This window comes from Thiomonas sp. X19 (assembly GCF_900089495.1).
Taxonomy (GTDB): Bacteria; Pseudomonadota; Gammaproteobacteria; order Burkholderiales; family Burkholderiaceae_C; genus Thiomonas_A.
Window position 1 is genome coordinate 3,343,833 of sequence record NZ_LT605203.1, and the last position, 21,368, is coordinate 3,365,200.

The window sequence follows — 21,368 nt, forward strand, 5'->3', positions numbered from 1 at the left end:
ACAGGAGCGGAGCATGGAAATTTTTGGAACGAGCCGGGCCGTCGCTGGCGTGCAACGACCTGCCATGAAAACACTGGTGATCCACAACACCGCGATGTGAGCTTTCAGCAAGTCTGGGCGGTGTTGGGGCGGACATTCAACTTTCCCATCCAGATCATCCGCCAGATTGCCCTGCAGGCGCATCGGGAGGGCACGGCTGACGTGTTCACAGCCAGCAGGGAGGTCATCGAGGCCAAGAGCAACGTGTGTGATCGGGTGGCCGAGACCGAGGGATGTCCGCAGTTGATGTTCTCAGTGCGGGATGCTTGAGGCTACTGGGTGCTGCTTATTGACGCCGCCAAGCACCTGCTCCGAGTTGTAGATCCGGGAACCCGTTATCCCTTGTCCCCGCCTTTGATTTGTACCGGCACCCCGCGAGGGTGCTGGTGTTTTTGGCGTTCAAGGCGCAGCCGAGAACGATGCTTTTCGGGTCTCGGGCGGAGCCTGAGCAGGTGGGGACGGGGGCACAAACGCAGAAACCGGCAAGCGAAGCGCGGGCGGTTTCGAGGATTGTGACCACGGCCCCCTACCCTGCACTTCTTTCTTGAGTGTTCGGCATGGCGGGATTGAAAACGAGGCAGTGACGGAGCAGTGACAAGGGGCTGACGAAGCCTCGACGAGGCCATCCCGTGGCACTGACTGAGGCATGACGCGACCTCGACGTGGCCTCGACGAAGCCTTGACGGCGGTTTGCGGCCCCCCTCGATAAGCACTCATCATGAATACAGAGTGCGATGCCATGGCCGACGAGCCTGAAAATCAACCCCAAAAGGGTGAAAGAATGAGCGCACGCCAGGCTCTCATCCTTGGCGACCTCAAACGATTCCGTGATGGTGGCCCGATTGCTCGGGTGCATGCCGAAACCATTGGATTGCGCGATGACATCGCCGCGACGATCCACGCCGGCGTACCGATGGAATTGATTGTCGAATCGGTGGTTCGGCGCTGCGGTGTAGACCGACGCGCAGCCATTGAGGGGCTTCGACAAACTCTTGCCGGCATCGGCGTCGAGTTCAAACTTCCTCGCGGCCATCGCCCGAAAAAGACCGCGCTTGGCGAGGATCTGAGCGCGGCGAGGCCGGTCGTGTCTGTGACCACACCTGCGGTCGCACCGCCGCCCGCCTCGCATCCCGCGCCCATGTCCACACCCGCCGCGCCACCACAATCAACCTCAATGGCAGGGGCAAAGAACGATGGGGCTGCACCATGGACGCCGATGCCCGGTGTTGCGCCACCGCCTGGCTCGGTCGGTCCGGTTGGGCCTGGACATGTTGACAAGACAAGCGGCAAGCCCATTCCGCCAGACTGGTTTCATCATCCGCAGACGGATCAGTACCACCCGCCGAAGACAACCATCGACCCCGTCACAGGAAAACTCAACCTCATCCCGGCGGGCATCGTGCGCGGCAATTTTCCTTCGCCCGAGGAACAGCGGCGCGGCCTGCGTCGGGCCGAGGGCTTGTGACCGGTTTGCGGCCCCAGTGCATATCCACTCAGGGCTGGTCGTTCCGGTCATGAACCTGATGGAGAACCACGATGTCACTCAAAACATTCGTCGTCGATGGCGACAAGGGCGGGGTCGGCAAGACCATGGTGTCGCGCCTGCTCGCGGAAACCTACCTGCGGGGCGAGGAGCTTGGCTTGCCCAAGTGCCAACTCATGGTGGCGGATGCCGACAAGACCAACCCCGACTTCTGTGGCGAAGGCGGCTATGAGACCTGCGACCAATTCGGCTCCATGCTGGTTGANGATGTTCTCAGTGCGGGATGCTTGAGGCTACTGGGTGCTGCTTATTGACGCCGCCAAGCACCTGCTCCGAGTTGTAGATCCGGGAACCCGTTATCCCTTGTCCCCGCCTTTGATTTGTACCGGCACCCCGCGAGGGTGCTGGTGTTTTTGGCGTTCAAGGCGCAGCCGAGAACGATGCTTTTCGGGTCTCGGGCGGAGCCTGAGCAGGTGGGGACGGGGGCACAAACGCAGAAACCGGCAAGCGAAGCGCGGGCGGTTTCGAGGATTGTGACCACGGCCCCCTACCCTGCACTTCTTTCTGGAGCGTTCGGCATGGCGGAATTGAAAAAAGGGGTTCGCAAACAGGTTCGCAAAAGGGTGCGTGAAGGGGTTCGCAAACAGGTTTGTGAAATGGTGTGGCAACGGGTTCGTAAAAGGGTGCGCAAACAGGTTCGCTGAATGGTTTGCGACCACACGCCATAAGCACTCAGTGTGGCTTCGGAGCATGATCATGGGCGAGGAATCTGAAAATCAACCCCAAAGGGGCGAAAGGAAGGGCTCGGCCCAATCGCTGAATGCACAGCAAGCTGAAGAAAAACCCAAGCGCCAGTCGCGTGCGGCCTATCTTCTGCGGTTGGATTTTGCGCAATTGCGCGCCAACGACGGGATGATGGCTGCCGCACAGGATCTGGAACCCCTCGCAAGCGAGATTGCCGATCTACTCGTAGCGGGGGTTGCTCCGACACTGATCCTCAAATCGGTCATGAACCGCCTGAGCATCAGCAAGCACATCGCGGTCCATGCCATCCGTCTCTGCCTGACGGAATCAGGCGTCGAGTTCAAACTTCCTCGCGGCCACCGCCCGAAGAAGACGGCGCTGGGCGAGGACTTGAGCGCGGCGAAGCCGAAAGTGTCTGGGTCCACATCTGCGGTCGTGTCGCCGCCCGCCACGCATCCCGCGCCCGTGTCCACACCCGTCGCGCCACCACAAGCCAACCCAACGGCAGGGGCAAAGAAAGCGGCTGTTGCCGACACCGAGCCCTTGCCGGACATTCCGCGCGGCGACCTGACGCACACCGAGCGCGAGAAGGTCTCCCTTGCGTTCTTCGCCCGTGATCGCTTCGGTGGGCGCAATGCGTCCCAGGTGTCGCCCGCCGAACTCACCGCCGATGAACTGGCCTGGCTGGAAAAGCTGTGGGACTTGACCGCGCCCGTCGACCCGAAAACGGGTGACCCCTACCGCATCCGCGCATTCACCCCGGCGGGCCGTCCGATCGATGACAGGCCGGTAGCCCCGGGCGGCGGGGTCATGGTGGACGACTTGTTTGTCGAGGGCCTTGACCCCGCTCTGTGGAAAATCTGTCAAAGAAAGGGGATGGGGCTGGAGCAACACCCCCAATACCCTGACGAGCTACGCGCGGTCTACCCGCACGGCGGCAAGAGCGTGCCGTTCCCGAAGGAGAACGTCAACGGCATCCTGACCGGCATGCACCCCAGATTCCCGCTCAGATCCTCGTGATGGTTTGCGGCGCTCGGCGATAACCCCTTGCGCGGGTTGTCCGCGTGAGCGAGGACATCATGATCAAGACCTATTTTGTGGACGGCGACAAGGGCGGCGTGGGCAAGAGCTTCGCCGCGCGGGCCATCGCCGACATGCTGATGCAGTCGGCCAGGTTCAAACTGCCGAAGCCCATCCGCCAGCTTTTAGTTGTCGATGCCGACGAGTCCAACCAGGATGTATGCGGAGATGGCGGCTTCCCGGAGATCGAAACCGTGAACGGCTGCAACGTGCGCGGCATGTTTGCGCCGATCTCCACGCCCCAGCAGTGGGTGCAGGCGGGCGACCGGGTGTTCGACGCCATCCCGCAATGGGGCGACGACGAGGGCCGCGTGGTGTTCTCCCTGCCTGCCGGGGCCGGGCTCGCCATTGCCAAGGCCGCTGAAGTCACCGCCGTCATGGAAGCGCTCAACGCCGTGCATGTCTGGGTGATCGGCACCGACGCGGGCTCGGTGGAGCAATTGCAGCAACGCATCGATGCCTTCCCGGCGTTCTACCAGCAGGGCTTCGTCATCCGCAACCTGCGCCACGGCGTCGCCGACGACTTCACCCACTGGAACAAGAGCGCCACCCGCGCGGCTGTGAAAGATTGGGGCTGGCAGGAAATCGACCTGCCGGTGCTCACCCCGTCGGTGGCGTCCGACCTGGCGCGCACGCCATTGCACATCGCCGAGCGCGACAAGGCGTCGACCAACGGCAAGAAGCTGGGGCTGGGTTCGCAGGTGTCGGTGAAGACCTTCCGCGGTATCGCGGGCGACCGGCTGGCGGCACTGGAGCGCTTCACGCCGAAAATGTCGGCTGAACTGTCCGCAGACGTTTCCACAAACCCCAATGGAGCATTCGCATGAGCATCTATGCCGAACTCATCGAGCGCTTCACGGAAGACGGGCTGTCGTCGGCGCAGCAGGCCGAGATCGATGCCATCCGGTTGGCGACCCGGTTTGACGACGACGACACGCTTTGGGGTGTCGTGCTGCCGATCTACTTCCTCTCCAACCGCCGCGAGCAGGCCCGCGTCGATCAGGAAGCCCTGTTGCGGGCGATCCAGAACGTGAGCACGGGCGGGGTGGATGCCGACCGGCTGGGCAAGGCGGTGGCCCGGCATATCGATGCCACCGAGATCGAGGTTCCGGCGCCGGAGATCGATCCGGCGAAGATCGCCAAGGCGGTGGCCAGGGCGGCCGTGCCGGATCTCTGCGCGGCCATTGAAACCGAGTTGCAAAACCGGGTGCTCAAGCTGGATGCTGCAGCCGCTCACGAAGCGCTGCGCGGCGCGGTGTCCGACACGCTGTTTTCGTGGCAGGTGGCGGCCGGTGTCGGTGCCGCGCTGCTGCTGGTGATTGCGGCCTACTGGTGGGGTGGCAAGCAAGTGGAATGGCAGGATCAGCCGGTGATCGCGCAGATGCAGAGTCAGATCCAGCAGATGCGTGCCGAGCCTGTTGTGCCCCATCGGCGGCGTTGAAGGATGGTCGTTTATCGCCGCGCCCAGCGCCGCAAGTCCCGCCAGTCGCCTTGCACCTGGCGCTGCGCCCGTTGCAGCTTGACCTTGACGAATGCTGCCAGATCAGGCGCGAGGCGCACACCGAGCCGCCACGCCTCCGAGATCAGAACGGCCCACTGCCTCCACCAGCGGCGGAAAAAGAGCAGCACGGCCAGCGCGCCGAACACGCCCAGCGGCACACCCAGGTTGTTGCTGACGGCGGCATGGAACACCCAGGCGGCCAGCGCGAAGGGTGACAGCAGGATGGCGATGTGCAGCGTCAGCCGGGCGGCGTGCCAGGTGCGCTTGAGGGTTGTCCACATGATGATCTCCGGTGGCGGGTTACGCCAGCACGTCCAAGTTCTGCATGGGTTTGAGCGCCGCCGCTGGTGTCAGGCAGGATGCGTCGAACTCACGCATCGTCGCCTTGTCGATGGCACCGACTCGGTAAAGCCCCTGGGCCGCGCTGTGGATGGCCTCGAAGGCGTCACTCTTGAAGGTCGGTTTGGTCGTCATGGCAAATCTCCTGGAGATCCCCGTTGCTGATTTCTTTCGCTGCTAGCGATGTGTGGTGGCCTCTGAGAGCACTTTCGCCACCCACTTGTTCATGCTCTGGCCTTCGCGCGCTGCTGCCTTGACCGCCGCAGCGTGAATGCTCGGGTCGATTCGCAGCATCAATTTGCCTGATGCCGGTTTTTCTGGCGGTTGTTCGAGCTTCGCGCAAATCTCGATGTAGTCGTCAATGGATTCACGGAATGCCGCCTCGAACTCGGCCACGGATTCACCGTGAAAGCCAATGATGTCGGCGATGTCCAGCACGCGCCCAACCAGGATTTTGTCGTCCGGGTCGTAGGTCATGCTGGCGGCATAGCCCTTGTAGGTCATCACGTTGTTCATGGGGTCACTCCAAGTTTCTCCAGATGCTCCCGCGCCAGTCTGACGCGGTATTTCAAGGCTTCCTTCTGCGGATGCGGACGATGGAAGTAAGCGCGCAGGCCATCTTTCTCAAAGGCCACGGACGAGCCGTGCCCCTCAATCACGCGACATCCAACAGCCACGAACAACGCCTCGATGCGCGCCCACTCCAGATTACCGTTGACCGGACTGGTGAAGATCGCCTCCAGCGTTTTACGTTGCTTGCTGTTCATCAACTAATGATAGCACAAGTGATGGCGATTTCAAGTCTGTTTGCTATCATTTGCTTTGCTGCCACGCGGCATATCCATGTGTCCACACACATCGGAGATCGCCGTGCTGTCCACAACGCAACCCCCATCGTCGTCCCCATCCTGTCTTGCCCCCGCCTCGTCCTTGCGCCCGCTGGTGGCGCTACGCCGCCTGCTGGTCGTCCTGCTGCCCGCCGTAGCAGGGTTGGCCTGGACGCTCTCGGACAAACCGTATGGCGTGATCCTGTCTCCGTTACTCATCATCGGCGTCATGCTGGCGGACAACCCCCGTGGGCGCGTCCTGGCGGCGCTGGCCTACTTTGGGATCGGTGGCGCGGCGCTGCCAGCCGAAGTGCAGCGATTCTTCGGCACCGGCTGGATCCTCGGCGTCGGCCTGTGGGCGCTGTCGAGTGTGCTGCTCGCCCTGCCCTGGGCCTGGGCCTCACGCGGCTGGCATGTGGTGGTTGTGCTGCTCATCGAGGCGGTGCCGCCCTTGGGACTGTTCGGCTGGCTGTCACCGCTGGCGGTGGCTGGCGTGTTCTATCCGGGGTTGGGACTGCTGGGCTTCGCGCTTGGGCTTGCGATCCTGTGGACACTGGCGGTGCTGGTCCAAGCCAAATCCTCAACGTCCGCGATCACGCTGTCCATGGTGGCGTCGGCAGCGCTGTCGGGGGTGTCGGTGTGGGCGAATGCTGCCTACACGCCGCCCGTCGCGCCCGCTGGCTGGGTCGGGGTGAGCACCCGTGTCGGTCATGAAACCGATGACGTGATGGCTGAGGTTGGGCGCAACCAGCGATGGATCAATCAAGCCGCTGGAGTGGTTCGCGCTGAAGCAAAGTCAAAGGCAGGGGCAAAGAGAAGGTGTTTGGTGATTGTCTTGCCCGAGGATGTGGCGGGAACCTGGGGGCCAGGGACGGCGGCGCAGGTGCGGGCGGCGATGCGGCCTGGGGATGTGTGGCTGGTCGGCGCGTCGGTGCTGTCGTCTAGGCATTGGGATGGGAGTTATCTGAATGCCGTGGTGGGCCTTGGCCAGCGCGGCGATGCTGTGCTGTTCGTCTCGCCGGTGCCTGTGCCCGGCGGAATGTGGAAGCCGTGGGATGGTGAGAAGTCCTACACGGCGGCGCACTGGTGGGAGCCGGTGCAGACCATTGCTGGTGTGCGCACCTGGGCTTCCATCTGCTATGACCAGGGCATCACCTGGCCGTGGCTGCAGGCGCTCGTGCAGCGGCCTGCGGTGGTGCTGCGGGTGTCGAACACCTGGTATGAGCCTGCGGGAGCCGTGGCGCCCCGTGTCGAGGCTGCAACAACCCAGATGTGGGCCAGGCTCATGGGTGCGGCGGTGGTGACGGCGGTGAACCGGGCGGAGCGTTGAACCCCGCCTGACGGGTAGTCCAAGTGATTCAGCCTCTGAGCAGCGATTGTCGATCTACCAACCGCAGTTCACTTTCCCGGTGGGGCCGTTTCCCCGTCAAGTGCCCGAGGAAAGAAAGTCGCGACGGATGTGCCGTGCCACTCTTTTTGATATGGCGAATCCGGTCTGAATGCGTTGGAGCATGGCAAGAGTGACACTATCTGCCGGTCGGAATATCAACCGTGTCACCCCGGCGCGCAACTCGGATTCGTTGCGGACCTGCGCAAATCCGTAATCCACGTAGGTTGGTTGCTTCACGAATGGATGTTCGCCTGGCGAGATCAGGCATGTGGTCTCGTGACGTCCGCCAGGGATAGCGGTGCAAAAAGGCACCAGGACAAATTGCGCCTGTGGCCCGTAGTTCGCAATTTGGCGAGGCCCGAGCACAACGACGAATAGATGATCCCCTTGTGGGCCGCTGGCCATGAACAGCGTACCGCCCTCAATGGGTTGCCAGCCGGTCATGCGGGCGTTTTAAGCAGCGCGAGGTTTCCCGCCGCCCAGGCTCGTTGCTCAATGTTCGCCACAGTCGCCTCGACCTGGGTATCCGAGAACCCGAGTCCACGCAGTAGCGTTTCTGTTTCGATGGGAATACTCGACCCGTCGGGGTCTTCCCACTCAGGGCAGTTCTTCGGATCGTGGGTGTAGTCTCTCAACTGCAAGGCGGATTTGGTACCGAACCTGGCCCAGATGGTTTCCAGGATTTCAGCGTCGGCCTGGCTGAGTTCCATCAGATCTTCGGTGGACGTGACGCCGGTATCTGGCCGCAAGGCCATGTACCGATCTTCGCGCTCGGCGATCAGCTTGTCCCAATAACTGCCGTCGTCGCGTTCATCGGGTGTCGCATTGATGAGGTTGAGCGAAGCTGATAGAACGGGCCCGTTGGGCATCGACACCAGTGCATCGCCAATGATCGGGTCACCATACAAGCGATAGGATTCCCGCTCGGCAAGGTACATGAGCTTCATCAGCTTCAGTACCGTCATGCTTGCGTTGCGATTTGCAGCTTTCAAGAGGAAGAAAGCAGCAACTTCAGCAGCCTTCTTTTCATTGAAGAGGGGCGACCTCTTGTACTTCTTCATGGCGTTGGCACTGGAGCGCTGGGGGAAACGGCGCCCCTGGATCGGAGGATCGATGAAGGACGGTCGAAGATCTGGAGTAGGGGAGTAGGGATTTGCAACGGATCGAACTGCATGTCTATTGTCGAATTTTGCCACAGATAGGCGTCTTCGGGGTCGTTCTTGCCGGTCGAACTGCCATGGAAATACCCACTCAGGCAGCGAAACCGTGTCGCCGGACATACTGCGCCCAGAAGTGATGCCGCTGGGCGTAGCGCTCGGCAGCGTGAGGACGGCACACCCGCAGCACCTTGTCCGCCAGGCGCGAGTCGTTCAGGATGGCGGCGCGCAGGTCTTCCCAATCGTCCCGCTTGCCGCGGGAGATCACGTCGTCGATGGCGGCCAGGGTGTAGTCCTGGTGGTTGAGGTGGCGGTGTTGCATGGTGGCCATTATCGCATCGGGGCGGGGGTTTGCGGCTCAATAAAACTCCGGTCTGGTTAAAGCCCGTAGGCATCGAGGTAGCCCCACGGGTCAATCGATGGGTCAGGCTCCAGTGGTGGCGGCTGATTGACGATGCCGGTTTTGCGCCAGTCGGGGTTGTGTTGCATCTCACGCCGAGTCGGGTATCCGTCGCAGTAAGGGGTGCCCTCGTCAATCCGCGTCGGGCCGATCCTGATGAAGGGCAAAGGCTTGGCGGTGCGAACGGGTGGCGCGTCGCCCAGGCAAAAACTGACATGGCCGGCATGATCGGACTGGGCAACGACGGCTTGCTGGATGAATGCTCCAGGCACAGGCCAGGAAACGCCAACACGTGGAAACGGCAGATCGTCATGAAAGGAAAACACGTCGGCGCTGCCGTCTGGCAGGGGTTCGCGCCTGTCGGCAATGCGCCGCATGGTCGTTTCCCTGCCCAGATTCCCACCGATTGCCTCGACCTGGAAATACCAGACTGGAAACAAATCGCGCTTGCTGTAGGGTTTCCCATTGATGTCGCGTCGCTGGGGCCCCAGTTCGGCCACCAGAATGTCGCCGACCCGGAGCGGGCTGGGTAGCGCGGCATTCGCGGCGTAGATGCGCGCGCCCTCTGCGAGCGCAGCCTGACGTGCCTGCCGGTCAGCCTGCGAGGCGGCCCGCGCATCGACCTTGGCCTGCTTGCGGCGCACCTGGATCTGCTTCATGCCCGCGATGGCCGCCAGCGCGCCCTCGCGGGTCTTGTAACCCGCAAACAGTTCGGCCTTCTTCGCGACCCCGAGCCAGACCACGGCCAACACCTTGGGATCGTTGTCGATCGGGTCGCGGATGTAAGCCTCGAACTGGATCGCTTCGTCGTGGTCCATCAGTTGCAGGCCATACTTCTTGATGGCTGTCTGCCGCCACTGGCGATACTGCTTCAAGGCAACGACAGGGGCAAGAACAGAGTTTTGCGATGGGTTCATGATGAATCTCCTGGATGGTTTGTCTGGTCGTGGTGTCCTTGGTGTTCAAGCTCAACCTCATAGTCGATCTCGGCGCAAATCCGCTCAAGCTCGGCAACCGCATCGGCGGCCCACTCATGATCGAGGTCTGTGCATTCACGGCCGTCCAGTGCGTCGCTCTGCTCCTGGCCCCCGGGCGCCACGATGTCGAGTAATGGAGATCCCGTAGCATCCGCGGGCTTCGGATCGGCGCTATGTTGCCCACTGGACCCATCCCGCCGTGCGCTGGTTGGGGTTTGCAGTTCAGGATTTTCTTTGCCCCTGCCGTTGTCTTTGTCTTCGCCTTGGAAACCTGTTCCCATGTCCTCAAGATCTTGTATGCATGGGAACAGGTTTTTCCTGGGGCGTCCGCCAGCGCTGGCGGGAGGCAGTTTGCCTTGGGCGCGAAGCTCGGTCAGACGCGCTGAAATCGTGGTGTCACGAGGCGCGGCCCTGTTTGCTGCCTGGATAGATTGCCGCACCGCAGAGCGGCTCACCGTCGCACCGGACTCAAGCAAGGCATTGACGGCCTCATCGATGGCATCCACCCCGCCCCCACGGTTGTAGTAGTCCTCGGCCGTCCGGTGCACCGTGTTCTGGACACGATCATGGATCGTCACACCATACCGACCCAGCGCCGCGTCGAACTCGGCCGACTGCAGCCCACCCCAAAGCTGAACGGTCAGCGGTGGGCCATCGTGGTTCACCGCCCGATTGCGCCCGATAGCCTGGGCGACCGTCTGGGCATACTCATCCAGTAGCCACCCCCTGACCTCTGGCTGCGTCGGCAGACGCACGCCATGGTTGGCCTTGCCGTCGTCCATGATGCGATCCCACTCCGGCCGATACAACCCAGCCAGGGCCAGGGCAGCGCGGATCGCTGCATACAACCCCGCGATGCGCTCGGGCGAGAGCAGCGGCATACCGACCAGCGCGAGGTGATGCTTCTTCCAGTCGTTTTGGCCGCGTTCATGCTTGCCGTACCAGCCCACAGCAACACCCCTCTTGCTCTTGAACTCACCTGCCGCATTCAACGCGGCCAACGGCGCCTGGTGGGCCTCTTGTGCGTAACGGAGATAGGACTTGTGGGTGATGACGGCGGCGGGCCGTGGCAGTTGTGCAGCGATCTTCTCCAAGTCCGACATGTAGGTCTTCGCGGCTCGCGGGTACTCCTTGGACTTCACCTGGCCCCGGGCATACAAGTGCCCCATGTGCCGGGTCACAACCATGTTCTGTTCGGCCTGGGCTTCATGGATAGCCCCATCGACCGCTGTGATCAACTGGCGCATCGGGATCGACATGGTGGCGTCCAGAAAAATGATGCTGCCGCTTCGGATGGCCCACTCGATGACGGGCGAGACTTCGTAGAGGAACAGGTGTCCAGCCTCTTGCCGCAGTGTGCCATCTTTGCAGTTCTGCGCCAGCGTGGACAAGGCGCGCAAGGGGATGAAGAACTCATCATCGTCAGCGTCGTAGCTGATCCCCTCCCAGTCTGCCGTGCCGGTCATGCTCGCACCGGCGCGCTGGATTTGCTTGTGCAGATTGATGACGCGTTCGGCGTCCAGCGCCTGGTCGCTGCCGATCCAGGCGCCGAGGTCTTGGAACAAGGCCTCGATCTTGGGCAGCAGATCCAGGAGAGCACGGGCTTTACCCAACTCATCCTGGTCGTGTTCATCAAGGTTTTCACGCCTGCTCAGCCGCGCAATGGTCTTGGCGGTGCGCTCGCGCAGGCTTGGCAACCGATCGCGCCATGTCGAGACATGGCCGGGGCCGACATCGATCTCGCGGGCCATCGCGGTGCGCTCGTCCACGATCACCAACCGCTGGGCTTGGCGCGTGATGACGTGCCCATCATGCTCTTGCCAAATGGCCATCGCCTCGCTGAAGCCCGCCGCGGGCGCCACCAGGATCTGCGCCGAAAGCTGTTTGGGCAAACCAAGGTGCAGGAAGTGGCACGGCGGCGTCTTCGCTGGATCGAGGCCGTTCACCTTGAAAAATTCCCTGCACTTCTCGACCCGCGCCGCGTCGCGCACAAAGTGCAGCACGCCGGATGCCCCGTTCGGGCAGGTCTTGCACAACGATTGCGCCGGCCGATGGTTGTTGTCTCCGGCCCTGGAGACGGGATCGATCTTGTAGCAGGTGTGGTCGCCCTGTTCCGTGCTATTCAGGCCGTCCTGTGGCGCTTTCCGGCCGAAATAGTGAACGGCGCCTGGATTCCGATGGCAGTATTCGTCCGCCAGCTCGTGGGTTGGGGTCAGGATCAGGATGGGCAGGCCGGCAGCTTTGGCCATCAGCACCTGCGCATCGACTTGTCGGCTTTTGCCCAGCCCAACGGTCGCCGCGACGCCCATGGGTGCCAGCGGCGGTGGCATGGGCCGTTTGGGTGAGCCCCGGGCGCGCGCAGCATTGGCCGCGCGAATTGATTCAACAGCCTCACTTCTTGACTTGTGTTGATCAAAGTAATTTTCCATGGCCGACGCCATGGCAGCGCGCGCGGGCGCAAGCTCTTCTTCACGAGTTGCGACGGGGCGGGGGCGAGGGCGAGGGTGTTCGGCAGGCGAGGCAACGGCCAGGCCCGCCGCCAAGGTGGCGGTGGTGGGCATGGTCGGACCTCAGGCTTTGGCTTTGTTACGCGGGCGGCCAGGCTTGCGCTTGGCCTTGTCGGCGGTGTCGCCTGGGCTCGACGTCGAAATTTGATCGGCGAAGTTCCAAACGGAACTCGCGGGCGCTGCGACTGCCGGCTCGGTGGCCGCTGGGTATGCGAGGCCAGCCACAACGTGTTTACCAAACACCACTTCAGCCCACGCGAGCGCAGTTGCAACGTGCCAAAGCAGAGGCTGTTTTTTCTTTCCTGGTCTCAAAACGCGAGGCGGGAGCGAGGTTGGGTTTTGCGAGCACGCACCTCTGATTGCGGCTTCTGTGCCGAGGAATGGCAGCAACTTTGACAGTTCTCCCGGACCGACGAACCCGGCGGGGATTTTGGCTTTGCTGCCAATCGGCCGCCCGCCTTTGGGATGGCCGGCTTTACTGAGTTTTGTTTTGGGTTGGGTTTGAGTTTGAGTTTGCATCTCTGCACCTTTTTGGGTGCAGCCCTGCCAGGGGGTGGGATGCTTCGTCGGCCGCGCGAGGAGAGGGCGGGCTGTCTTTTGAACTAATTCACCCGCGCGGGACGCGGGTGAATTGAGGGCGTTGGGAAAGGATGCGGGGGGTCAGTGAAATTGATGCAATGGGTCTTTCGCCCAAAACATCTGGTGGGCCATCGAGGCAACCGCTCGTGAAGTCGCGCGCCCTTGCGCCGGCCGTCGCTGCCGTCGCTGGGGCCAGATCATCTTTTTCCTCAGGATCTCGCTCAGCCGCAATCGCCCGCGCATCCATCTGCGCCGCCTGGCGAGCTAACAAGGCTGAAAGGGCTGCAGCCAGAACCCTAGACTTAGAAACAGAGGATTGAGACATGCCCTCGCATGGACCACAGGCAGCATCACGCTTGGCAAGTTCCAAGCGGTAGGCTGTCGAGCCCAAGACTTTTTCTGCCCAAGCAAACCATCGCAAACCAGTCTGCTTGCGCCTGGCATAGTATTTTTTCCTTTTCTCTTCCTCAGCGCGGCTCAGATCTGCGCGCTCCACTTGAGCCTCGTGGATCGCAATGGCCTCGTCTCTTGTGCCAACTGGGAACCCATCCTCTGCATGCGCCACGTCTTCCAAGATAAACAGTTCACCAATCGATTCTCCGCCGTCCGGATTAGACCGCAGCGCCTCGTCAAGTGGCGACGCAAACTGAATGTCTATATTAATCATAAATTCACGCTATCACACAAAATGTTGTCCGCAACAAAGACCATAGAAATTAGTCAACAAATTTCGGGGGCGAATGACTGATGGGGTAAGCATACCACTAAAAATCTCCAGTGAACCATTTTTTTTTGGCTTTGTCGCTTACTCATGCTCTTTCCACATCAACCCGCCATGAATTTCTCGTTCAGGATCAGAACCTTCACAAACGCGAAAACGATTGTGCCAACAAACAACCGCATTCCTGGTTCAATTCTGGTTCACTCAATGAACCAAACAACAACCATAAAGAAATAGGTCATCAATCACAAACAATTGCTGCAAGTCATTGTAAAAATTGATGATTTATCGATGGCACACAGAGAGAACAAGGGCTTAGACGATGCATATTTTTGGACTGTTAATCCGCAGGTCCCTGGTTCGAGCCCAGGTCGGGGAGCCACCAAACACAGAGGAAAATCAAGGCCTTACAGCGCAAGCTGTCGGGCCTTGATGCATTTTGGGTCCGATTCCGGGCGGATGTCAGTGACGTTGTCAGTGACGTCAGGTCGCCGAGCGTCGCGTGATGTCGCGCGCAGGCTACAACGCGAGGGGTGTCATCCGACACCTCCGCTGCAAGGCCGGCGTCCAATCTAAACGCGGTTGCTTCACCACAAGTCCCCTCAACTCCTTAGGACTTGTCATGACGCAACCCGCCGCATCACCCCTATCGTTCCCCGCACGCCATCTAGCGCACAGCACCGTCCTGCGCGGAGGTGCCCGATGAAGCCCTTCCAAATCTCCGGCCGCCAGGGTTGGCACGCCGAGGTCCTCCTCGCTGACGGACGCACGGCGCGCAAAAAATTCAAGCTCAAACACGAGGCGCAGACCTGGATGACCCAGGAACAGGCCAAGGCCGATGCCGCGCAGGCCCCATCGTTCGGTGGGCCTGGCAAGCTGACCCTGGGCGCCTTGCTGGTGGAATACGCCAAGCTCAAAACGCTGGTCAAAGGCGGCTATCGGGCCGAACTCACCCGCATCAACCACTATGTCATCGCGGCCGGGCTGCCGCCCCTGCTTGTCGAAGTCGACGCCGCTGGCCGGCGCTACCTGCGCACCCAGACCACGGAGGCGGCCGTGCCGAAGGGCTGGGCCCATTACCTGGAGAAGCGACGCGCGCAGTCCGCGCGCACCTACGCCCTCATCGCCCAACTGGGCGCCAAGCTGTGCAGCGCCATCACCAGCGCGGACATCGCGTTGCTGCAAACCACCATGAAAGCCGACCAGCTCTCCGAGAGCACGGCGCAAAAGGAAATCGCGCTGCTCAAGGCCTGCTTCAACGTCGCCATCTCCACCTGGAAGTGGAAGCACTTCGAAAACCCCTGCGTCGGCGTCAAACTGGGCAAGTCCGAAAAGCGTTTTGTCAGCATCAGCGCCGCACAGATGGACGCCCTGATTGCGGCGCTGGCGCGGTGCGATAACCCGCAGTTCTGGCCTCTGGTGGAACTGGCCATGAGCTCGGCCATGCGCAAAGGCAGTCTGCTGACGCTGCGCTGGGACCACCTCGACCTGGAGGGCCGGCAGGCCAAAATCTGGGCCAAAGGCCGCTGGGCGCAGATTCCGCTGAGCCGCCGCTCGGTGGACATTCTTGGACGCGTGCCGCGCACCGATGCAAGCCGTGTCTTCACGATGAGTACGAACGTCGTCGACATGGCCTGGGACGGCGTGCGCCAGCGAGCCGGAGTGCCCACGCTGCAGTTCCGCGACCTGCGCCACCGCGCACCGACGTATTACGCGCGCAAGGGGGCCACGGTCACGGCCATCAAGCAGTTACTCGGCCACACCACGACCCGCATGGCCGAGGTGTACATCGATATGGCGGCCGACGATGTCGTCCATGAGCTCGACCGTCTGGACGGCGATGTGGGACCCAGCACGGCAGCCCTGCCACCGGTCCACGACCCCGATGGTCGCAAGAAGCATCCGCGCGCACGTCAAGCCCAAGGGGGCCTGCGCAAGGAGGGTGTCGAGCCCACCCACGATGCGCATGCCGATGCCTGCAAGCAGCAGGCGCCGGAAGAACCCGCGAATGCGGCCCCCTCCACGGCCAACAATGTGGTTTATCTCAGCCTCCTCCCGAAGCGCGTGGCCTGATGCAGCCAGCGACAGCGGCCCCGGGACGCTTGGTCTTCCCGGGGCCGTTTGAAGCGAGGGTTGAGGATGCTGGAACTGCGCGGCGGAGGTCGATTGCAGTGGCCTCGGCAGGCCAGGTCGGTCAGCGTGTGTTGGGACGCCCAGGGCGCTTGGTGGTGAGGGCGGCGGGCACCGATGGTGCAGGCCCCCGCTTGCTTGCAGGGGCTGGCGGCTCCATGTCCGCGACATCGGCGACCGCCAGGACCGTCGAGACCCCACCTTGCAGCAGCGGCGCCTGCGTCTGCCCCGCCGGCGCCCAGGCCAACTGGGCTTGTCGCTGGCGCTGCAGCCATTGCTGGACCACGGACGCGAACCACAGGGCTTCCTTGCCATGCCGCAAGGCGGGAGGAAAGGCATCGGCACGCACCATGCGCTCCAGGGTACGTTCGCTGCAGCAGAGCAGCTGCGCCACGGTGGCTTTGGTCAGAAGAGGGTCGGCGTTCGTCATGATGCTGCTCACAGCAGAGTGGTTGGAGCAGCGTGTAGCGCGTGGGTTTATGCCCATGCCACGCACGGCCACGGGAGCGTGAACCATGGACGCTTTTGCGCAATATGTTGGCTCCGACCCGGAGCGCCCTTCGATTTGAGGGCCGGCCGGTCAGCTGCAAGGCCGGGTTTCCTTCCCCCAAACTTGAGGCGCCCCTGATGGGCCGTGCCGGGGCAGCCATGCGCGAGCACGGCCTTGATGCAAAATCACTAGCGGTACGGACCGTACTGGCGCCGTTGACGGAGGATATGACATGCTCACCAAGTCCGACCTGATGGCCTGGCGCCAATGTCCACGGATGCTGTGGCTGCATCACCATCCTCCGGAGCCGCAAACTTCTGCGTCTGTCCCCGTCGACCGCCGCACCCTCGACGGCCATCTCGTGGGCGAGTATGCGCGTCGGGATATCGGGGAGTACATCTGGCCGAACACCTCCGGGGACCCGGTGCGCGATGCCGCAGCAGCCTTGGCCGAACTGGTCGCCACCGTCGTGCTGCCGGCCGTGGAAATGCCCATGGTGCGCGACACCCTATATGCCCGTGCCGACGTCTTGCTGCCCGAGGGACCGGGTTATGTCCTGCGCGAGACCAAGGCCTCGACCTTTCCCCTGAAAGCGGACAAGGTCACGCCCGCCGCACCCGAGGCGCACCACCTCGACGACGTCGCCACACAGGCCTGGGTGCTGGAAGGTGCCGGCCTTGCGCTGGCGCGTGCTGAACTCAATCTGCTGGACAACCACTGGCAGTACCCAGGCGCTGGCGACTACCGGGGCTTGTTTCGCCAACTGGATGTGACCGACGAAGTCCGCCCGCGCATGAACGACGTGCCTCGATGGCTGCAGGCGGCACAGAACGTGCTCGATGGCGCGATGCCCGAGGTCCGCACGGGCAAGCAATGCCACATCCCCTACCCCTGCCCCTATCAAGCGCTGTGCCAAACCCTGGAGCCGCCCGGCCCCGAACATCCGCTGAGTTTGCTCCCCGATACGGCAGGAAAGTCCTTGGCGCGCAAACTCGCCGAACAAGGCTATACGTCGCTTGGTCCCAATTCAGGCTCGCAGGCACCACCGCATGCACAGGAAGAACCCGAGCATTCGCCCACAGACGGCGTCCGAAGCCCATGACCAGCGCGCCTGACGGCGACATCCATCGCACGCTGGAGTAGCCCTGCTCCAACCACGCGTGCGCACCATAGGCAAAACTATCACGGAGATTGGCAACCACGGCCTCGGAGGGTGATTCGGGGTCTCCAGCATCCGCGCCCAGCACGGACCGGGTTGCCTTTTGTGCTTGCGTGATAGCACCCGTCATCGCCGCATCCATGGCCTGCCTTTGCGCCTGAACCAGATTCAGCATGAAGCTTTGCTCACGTGACACCATCTGCCGCTGCATGATGGCCAGCGCGCCAATTCCAATGACCAGCGCCACGAGAGTCAGTGCGGCAAGGGCCAGGAGATTGATTTTTTGGAAGTCGGACAAGGCGAACGTAGCGGGCCGGTCCGCTTGCGTCCACGCCACGAGGAGCGCGATTCCGAGCAGCACAAACACCAGGGCCGTCGTGGCGGCAAGTCCCGTTTGATGGGGCAGGACGTTCAGGAACTCAATGTGCAAAACATAGACCACGAGCCCGCCAAGGCCGACCCCACCGAGCGCGACAATGGCCACGAGCGCCACCAGCCGTGCGTACACCCGCTTTGGCACGCCCAGGCTCAACATGGCGACACCGAGCATCAGCATGGCCGCGCTCGCATAAGGGGACGCGCGGCCCGGGTGTTCGTTGGCCCACTCCACAGCGGCATGCAAGGAGACGAAATCGAGGCCAACATCCCAACCCGTGAGGAGCTCAACCAGGGAAAGCAAGCTGAGCATGACAATCGCGGCCCCAGCTGCGGCCACAACCTTGGTGCGTAACGGCTTTGGCAAACGCCCATGCGTCAACACCACAGCAGCGGCCAGGAGGTTGGTCGCGGCAACCCACAGCACGGTCGGAGGACCGGAGGTGACGTGCAACAGCAGAAACGTCATCGGCGTCAGCCACCCCAGCACGACGCTCGCGGCAATGACCATGGCCCCCCCGGCTGCGAGCAGCCCGACCCTATCAAGCACACGTGGGGAAGGGGTCAAGTGCCTCATTGCTGTGTCAAGCCGCCTCTACACGTTAACAATCGGATACTTCTCAGGGTGTCCATCCTAGGCGAGCCCGACCCTTTTGCCACGAGGCCTCAACGCAGAAAAACCGCGGAATGCCTACTTCGTCACGGGGATGCAGCTTTTATTCGCCCGCCCTTGGCCCCACCCAGCACATCTCGTGGGCTGACCAGCCGCGCGAGCGCTCGGACAATCCGTCTTCGCCGCGATTGCCGACAATGGCCATCCACACCCCAACCCGTGAGCCAGGGTCCGTTTCGAACATCGGCACCGCGACCCGGTCCCGTGTGGATAGGCCTGATGGCCATGCGACCAACACGCATGGTCGGGTCGACGCGTCCTGTCTTCGCCCTTGCGCCCGACATCCGCCTCGACCATGCCGTGCGCGGCCCCCTTGTCACGCCTGGGACCTTGCCACACGACGCCTGCTGGGCCGCCCCGCACGCACCAACGGCGGCGCACTTGTCGGCCCGTCCGGACCCTGGGCGTGCGCGTCGCCAGTGACGACGTCGGCACAGGCGATTCCAACCTGACGTACCTGAAGCACTTTCGGGCCACGCAGGTGAAAATCGACCGTTCATTCGTGCCGCATGGAGACACCGCCCGTGCCATCATGCATCGCATCCTCGGATGGCCCTTGGCCTGGACTTGCGGGTCCTCGCCGAGGACCTTGCGCTCCCGCCGTTCTGGCCATGCTCGGGGAACGCGGATGCGGTAAAGCCGAGGGCTTTCGGTTCCGGAACCTTTGGACGCCCGATGCAATCGCGGCGCTCTTTGGCGCGCTCCTGGGCCGAGGTTGTCTGCCGCGCCGACGCATTCCGCAGGGGCCCGCTAAACCGGTCAGACCGCGTCGTGCCGACGACGCCAGACGTGGCCCCGATGCGTCAGTCTTGCTGGACGGCGCAACCGCATCTAGCATGGAGTCCGCAAGACAGGCTTGTCAGTGATTTTGTCAGTGAAAAGCTTGTCGGAGGTGGTCGCTCCGTGACGTTCTGTAACGTTTAGGGTCGGCCAAGTGATTGATTTTGTTGGGGACTGTCGGTGCGCGACACCCCGGGTTAGGCCTGATACGTCCTCTGTTAATCCGCAGGTCCCTGGTTCGAGCCCAGGTCGGGGAGCCACCAAACACAGAGGAAAATCAAGGCCTTACAGCGCTAGCTGTCGGGCCTTGATGCTTTTTCGGGTCCGATTTCGGGCGGTGTCAGTGACGTCCAGCGCCGAGCGTCGCGTGATGTCGCACAATCAAACCAATTGGAAGCTGCCCATTGGGCGTCTTGGTCCGCTCCGTACGTGACCACGTGAGGGAGCAGGCGGCGTAAAGGTTGCACACTGCGGGTTGCACACTGCGGGTTGCACACTGCGGGTTGCACACTGCGGGTTGCACACTGCGGGTTGCACACTGCGGGTTGCACACTGCGGGTTGCACACTGCGCCTCAACCGCGCCCATGACAAGCGGAAAGCATTTCCAGGGGCACCTCGAAGCCGGCGACAGAGGCCGAGCCCGCAAGATGATCGAGCTGCATGATGGAGTCTCGTCTTTGAAAAATTCAGGCAGGTCGATGCGATGACCATGAACCATTGCGCGCGGAGCGAAACGGTACCGAGCCAGGGCTTCAGGCGTTGGAAGGGCACGATGCTCGTGATCACCTCGAACCATGCGGTGAAAGCGCAGATCACAAAACATTCGAGATCAATGCATATTTGAACGGTCGGCGTGACGTCGTCATCAAATATTGAGCAGCGTCATGTCGCCAAATACCATGTTGCGCTGCCATCGATTGGAGAGCGAGATGTCGACGACCCTGCATGATGATCTGGTTGCGGAGCATGAGCAGATGCTCGGCGTCCTGCAGCGGGCGCGATTGGCACTGCTGGGCGGCGACATTGCCCAAGCGCGCGAAGCGCTCGCGGCTTTGCACGAACAGCAGCAAACCCATATCGCACATGAGGAGCGCGCTTTGATTCCGAGACTTCCGACCTCCGCGCGATGGGCGGCGAAGGTCTACCTGGCCGAGCACGGCAAGCTTTCAACGATGCTCGCCGAATGGCGCAATGCACTCTCTACCTTGCCTGCCCAGGTCAGCGACGGCAAGGAACGCTTGGCCCTGCTCGACGCCACCCTGCCGTTCCAGCATCTGCTTGAACATCATTTTGAACGCGAAGAAAAAGGGCTTTTCGTCGAAACACAGGCTTGAGTCGAACGCGCCGACGCAACGGCCGGTCAAGCCACGGGGGCGGCGCGCTATCCACGAATCTACGCAGCGCTGGATTGATGCATTCGGCAACCCGGTGAAACCATGGAGTTCTTCAACGACCATGACCCGCTTCCGCTGCTTGCACAAATCCAGCAGCGCCATGGCGAACGGCTGCACATTGCGTATCAGTCGCGGTCACCGGACGGGGTGTTGATCAACTTCTCGATCGTGAAGTCCTGAATCTCCGGACGAACTGTTATGGTCGAATAGAAATCCCGAGCACCATCGATGGCTTCATTCGCTTTTGGGAAGGGGATCTGACATGGCCAAAAAATTTCCGATCCATCCGATTCACCCCGAGCGGATCTGCTGGGGATGCGACAGGTACTGTGCTGCGGACTCCATGAGGTGCGGGAACGGTTCGGAACGTACGCAACATCCCGTCGAGCTTTTGGGGGAAGACTGGCTCGATTTTGGCCTCGACGCCGCGACAGCCTGTGATGCTGGATCACCAGAACAACCTGCTGTTCGGGATGCATCAGCAGCTCGTTCTGGCGGCATTGTTTGAGGCTGCCCAACCAGGACGGCATCAAGCTGTGCCGTTGTATCGCCCAGCCGTGCTGTGTGCCTGGCACGTGGGCTGATGGCCCAATCCTTGGGTCGAAGCGGCAAAAACGGTTGC

General features: G+C 62.2%; 25 protein-coding genes and 1 pseudogene. 14 read left to right on the forward strand and 12 right to left on the reverse strand.

What is annotated here, in order from left to right:
* Positions 1–96 precede the first annotated feature (96 nt).
* The 5 genes from THIX_RS16095 to THIX_RS16125 all read left to right on the forward strand — a co-directional run bounded on the left by THIX_RS16095 (position 97) and on the right by THIX_RS16125 (position 4,787).
* Positions 97–309 carry an ATP-dependent Clp protease adaptor ClpS gene (locus THIX_RS16095; RefSeq protein ID WP_112486320.1) on the forward strand — a complete coding sequence of 71 codons (213 nt, stop codon included), beginning with the start codon at positions 97–99 and terminating at the stop codon, positions 307–309.
* Between the two features lie 469 nt (positions 310–778).
* The gene (locus tag THIX_RS23130) at positions 779–1,504 is read left to right on the forward strand and encodes a hypothetical protein (protein ID WP_146748523.1); all 726 of its coding nucleotides are present in this window, start codon (positions 779–781) and stop codon (positions 1,502–1,504) included.
* 774 nt (positions 1,505–2,278) lie between these two features.
* Positions 2,279–3,286 (forward strand): hypothetical protein, encoded by a 1,008-nt coding sequence (locus tag THIX_RS16115; protein ID WP_146748582.1) that lies wholly within the window; start codon positions 2,279–2,281, stop codon positions 3,284–3,286.
* A gap of 44 nt (positions 3,287–3,330) precedes the next feature.
* Positions 3,331–4,173: a hypothetical protein gene (locus THIX_RS16120; RefSeq protein ID WP_112486981.1), complete on the forward strand. Its 843-nt coding sequence runs from the start codon at positions 3,331–3,333 to the stop codon at positions 4,171–4,173.
* Positions 4,170–4,787: a hypothetical protein gene (locus tag THIX_RS16125; RefSeq protein WP_112486982.1), complete on the forward strand. Its 618-nt coding sequence runs from the start codon at positions 4,170–4,172 to the stop codon at positions 4,785–4,787. Before THIX_RS16120 ends, THIX_RS16125 begins: the two co-directional genes overlap by 4 nt.
* 11 nt (positions 4,788–4,798) lie before the next feature.
* On the opposite strand, the gene THIX_RS16130 is transcribed toward THIX_RS16125, so the two are convergent.
* From THIX_RS16130 to THIX_RS16140, 4 genes and pseudogenes are all read right to left on the reverse strand, one after another.
* A complete protein-coding gene (locus THIX_RS16130; RefSeq protein WP_112486983.1) occupies positions 4,799–5,128 on the reverse strand; it encodes a hypothetical protein in 330 nt (109 codons plus the stop codon).
* 46 nt (positions 5,129–5,174) lie between these two features.
* Positions 5,175–5,321, reverse strand: a pseudogene (locus THIX_RS23845) (transcriptional regulator); the annotation flags it as partial.
* Between the two features lie 42 nt (positions 5,322–5,363).
* Entirely contained in the window at positions 5,364–5,702 is a 339-nt protein-coding gene (locus THIX_RS16135; protein ID WP_112486984.1) for a type II toxin-antitoxin system HicB family antitoxin, read from the reverse strand.
* A complete protein-coding gene (locus THIX_RS16140) occupies positions 5,699–5,953 on the reverse strand; it encodes a type II toxin-antitoxin system HicA family toxin (protein ID WP_112486985.1) in 255 nt (84 codons plus the stop codon). Before THIX_RS16140 ends, THIX_RS16135 begins: the two co-directional genes overlap by 4 nt.
* Before the next feature lie 103 nt (positions 5,954–6,056).
* Between THIX_RS16140 and THIX_RS16145 the strand changes: the two genes are divergently transcribed.
* On the forward strand, positions 6,057–7,343 hold the full coding sequence (locus THIX_RS16145; RefSeq protein ID WP_158540926.1) for a hypothetical protein: 1,287 nt from the start codon (positions 6,057–6,059) through the stop codon (positions 7,341–7,343).
* A 96-nt stretch (positions 7,344–7,439) separates the two neighbouring features.
* On the opposite strand, the gene THIX_RS23135 is transcribed toward THIX_RS16145, so the two are convergent.
* From THIX_RS23135 to THIX_RS16165, 5 genes are all read right to left on the reverse strand, one after another.
* Positions 7,440–7,847, reverse strand: a complete 408-nt coding sequence (locus tag THIX_RS23135) for a hypothetical protein (protein ID WP_146748584.1) — start codon at positions 7,845–7,847, stop codon at positions 7,440–7,442.
* A complete protein-coding gene (locus THIX_RS16150; RefSeq protein WP_112486987.1) occupies positions 7,844–8,464 on the reverse strand; it encodes a Panacea domain-containing protein in 621 nt (206 codons plus the stop codon). Before THIX_RS16150 ends, THIX_RS23135 begins: the two co-directional genes overlap by 4 nt.
* Positions 8,465–8,654: 190 nt before the next feature.
* A complete protein-coding gene (locus THIX_RS16155) occupies positions 8,655–8,882 on the reverse strand; it encodes a hypothetical protein (RefSeq protein WP_112488421.1) in 228 nt (75 codons plus the stop codon).
* Between the two features lie 56 nt (positions 8,883–8,938).
* Positions 8,939–9,877 (reverse strand): hypothetical protein, encoded by a 939-nt coding sequence (locus tag THIX_RS16160; protein ID WP_112486988.1) that lies wholly within the window; start codon positions 9,875–9,877, stop codon positions 8,939–8,941.
* A complete protein-coding gene (locus tag THIX_RS16165; RefSeq protein WP_146748585.1) occupies positions 9,874–11,928 on the reverse strand; it encodes a hypothetical protein in 2,055 nt (684 codons plus the stop codon). Before THIX_RS16165 ends, THIX_RS16160 begins: the two co-directional genes overlap by 4 nt.
* Positions 11,929–11,988: 60 nt before the next feature.
* On the opposite strand from THIX_RS16165, the gene THIX_RS23140 reads away from it, so the two are divergent.
* A complete protein-coding gene (locus THIX_RS23140) occupies positions 11,989–12,282 on the forward strand; it encodes a hypothetical protein (RefSeq protein ID WP_146748586.1) in 294 nt (97 codons plus the stop codon).
* 225 nt (positions 12,283–12,507) lie between these two features.
* Here the strand turns inward: THIX_RS23140 and THIX_RS23145 are convergent, their stop codons facing one another.
* Together THIX_RS23145 and THIX_RS23150 are read right to left on the reverse strand one after the other, a co-directional pair.
* Positions 12,508–12,963, reverse strand: a complete 456-nt coding sequence (locus THIX_RS23145; RefSeq protein ID WP_146748587.1) for a hypothetical protein — start codon at positions 12,961–12,963, stop codon at positions 12,508–12,510.
* 88 nt (positions 12,964–13,051) lie between these two features.
* Entirely contained in the window at positions 13,052–13,690 is a 639-nt protein-coding gene (locus THIX_RS23150) for a hypothetical protein (RefSeq protein ID WP_146748588.1), read from the reverse strand.
* A gap of 756 nt (positions 13,691–14,446) precedes the next feature.
* Here THIX_RS23150 and xerC point away from each other — a divergent pair.
* Positions 14,447–15,817: a tyrosine recombinase XerC gene (xerC, locus tag THIX_RS16170; protein WP_112486990.1), complete on the forward strand. Its 1,371-nt coding sequence runs from the start codon at positions 14,447–14,449 to the stop codon at positions 15,815–15,817.
* A 121-nt stretch (positions 15,818–15,938) separates the two neighbouring features.
* On the opposite strand, the gene THIX_RS16175 is transcribed toward xerC, so the two are convergent.
* Positions 15,939–16,304 (reverse strand): AlpA family transcriptional regulator, encoded by a 366-nt coding sequence (locus THIX_RS16175; RefSeq protein WP_146748589.1) that lies wholly within the window; start codon positions 16,302–16,304, stop codon positions 15,939–15,941.
* A gap of 292 nt (positions 16,305–16,596) precedes the next feature.
* Between THIX_RS16175 and THIX_RS16180 the strand changes: the two genes are divergently transcribed.
* The 6 genes from THIX_RS16180 (at position 16,597) to THIX_RS16210 (ending at position 21,254) form a co-directional block, all read left to right on the forward strand.
* A complete protein-coding gene (locus THIX_RS16180) occupies positions 16,597–17,466 on the forward strand; it encodes a hypothetical protein (protein ID WP_199195319.1) in 870 nt (289 codons plus the stop codon).
* A 340-nt stretch (positions 17,467–17,806) separates the two neighbouring features.
* Positions 17,807–18,253: a hypothetical protein gene (locus THIX_RS16185; RefSeq protein WP_146748590.1), complete on the forward strand. Its 447-nt coding sequence runs from the start codon at positions 17,807–17,809 to the stop codon at positions 18,251–18,253.
* Between the two features lie 613 nt (positions 18,254–18,866).
* A complete protein-coding gene (locus THIX_RS24960; RefSeq protein WP_112486993.1) occupies positions 18,867–19,208 on the forward strand; it encodes an EAL domain-containing protein in 342 nt (113 codons plus the stop codon).
* A gap of 1,073 nt (positions 19,209–20,281) precedes the next feature.
* A complete protein-coding gene (locus THIX_RS16200; protein WP_112488422.1) occupies positions 20,282–20,686 on the forward strand; it encodes a hemerythrin domain-containing protein in 405 nt (134 codons plus the stop codon).
* Positions 20,687–20,767: 81 nt separating this feature from the next.
* A complete protein-coding gene (locus tag THIX_RS16205) occupies positions 20,768–20,926 on the forward strand; it encodes a DUF2249 domain-containing protein (protein ID WP_256360012.1) in 159 nt (52 codons plus the stop codon).
* An 82-nt stretch (positions 20,927–21,008) separates the two neighbouring features.
* Positions 21,009–21,254: a DUF3079 domain-containing protein gene (locus tag THIX_RS16210; RefSeq protein ID WP_112486996.1), complete on the forward strand. Its 246-nt coding sequence runs from the start codon at positions 21,009–21,011 to the stop codon at positions 21,252–21,254.
* Positions 21,255–21,368 lie beyond the last annotated feature (114 nt).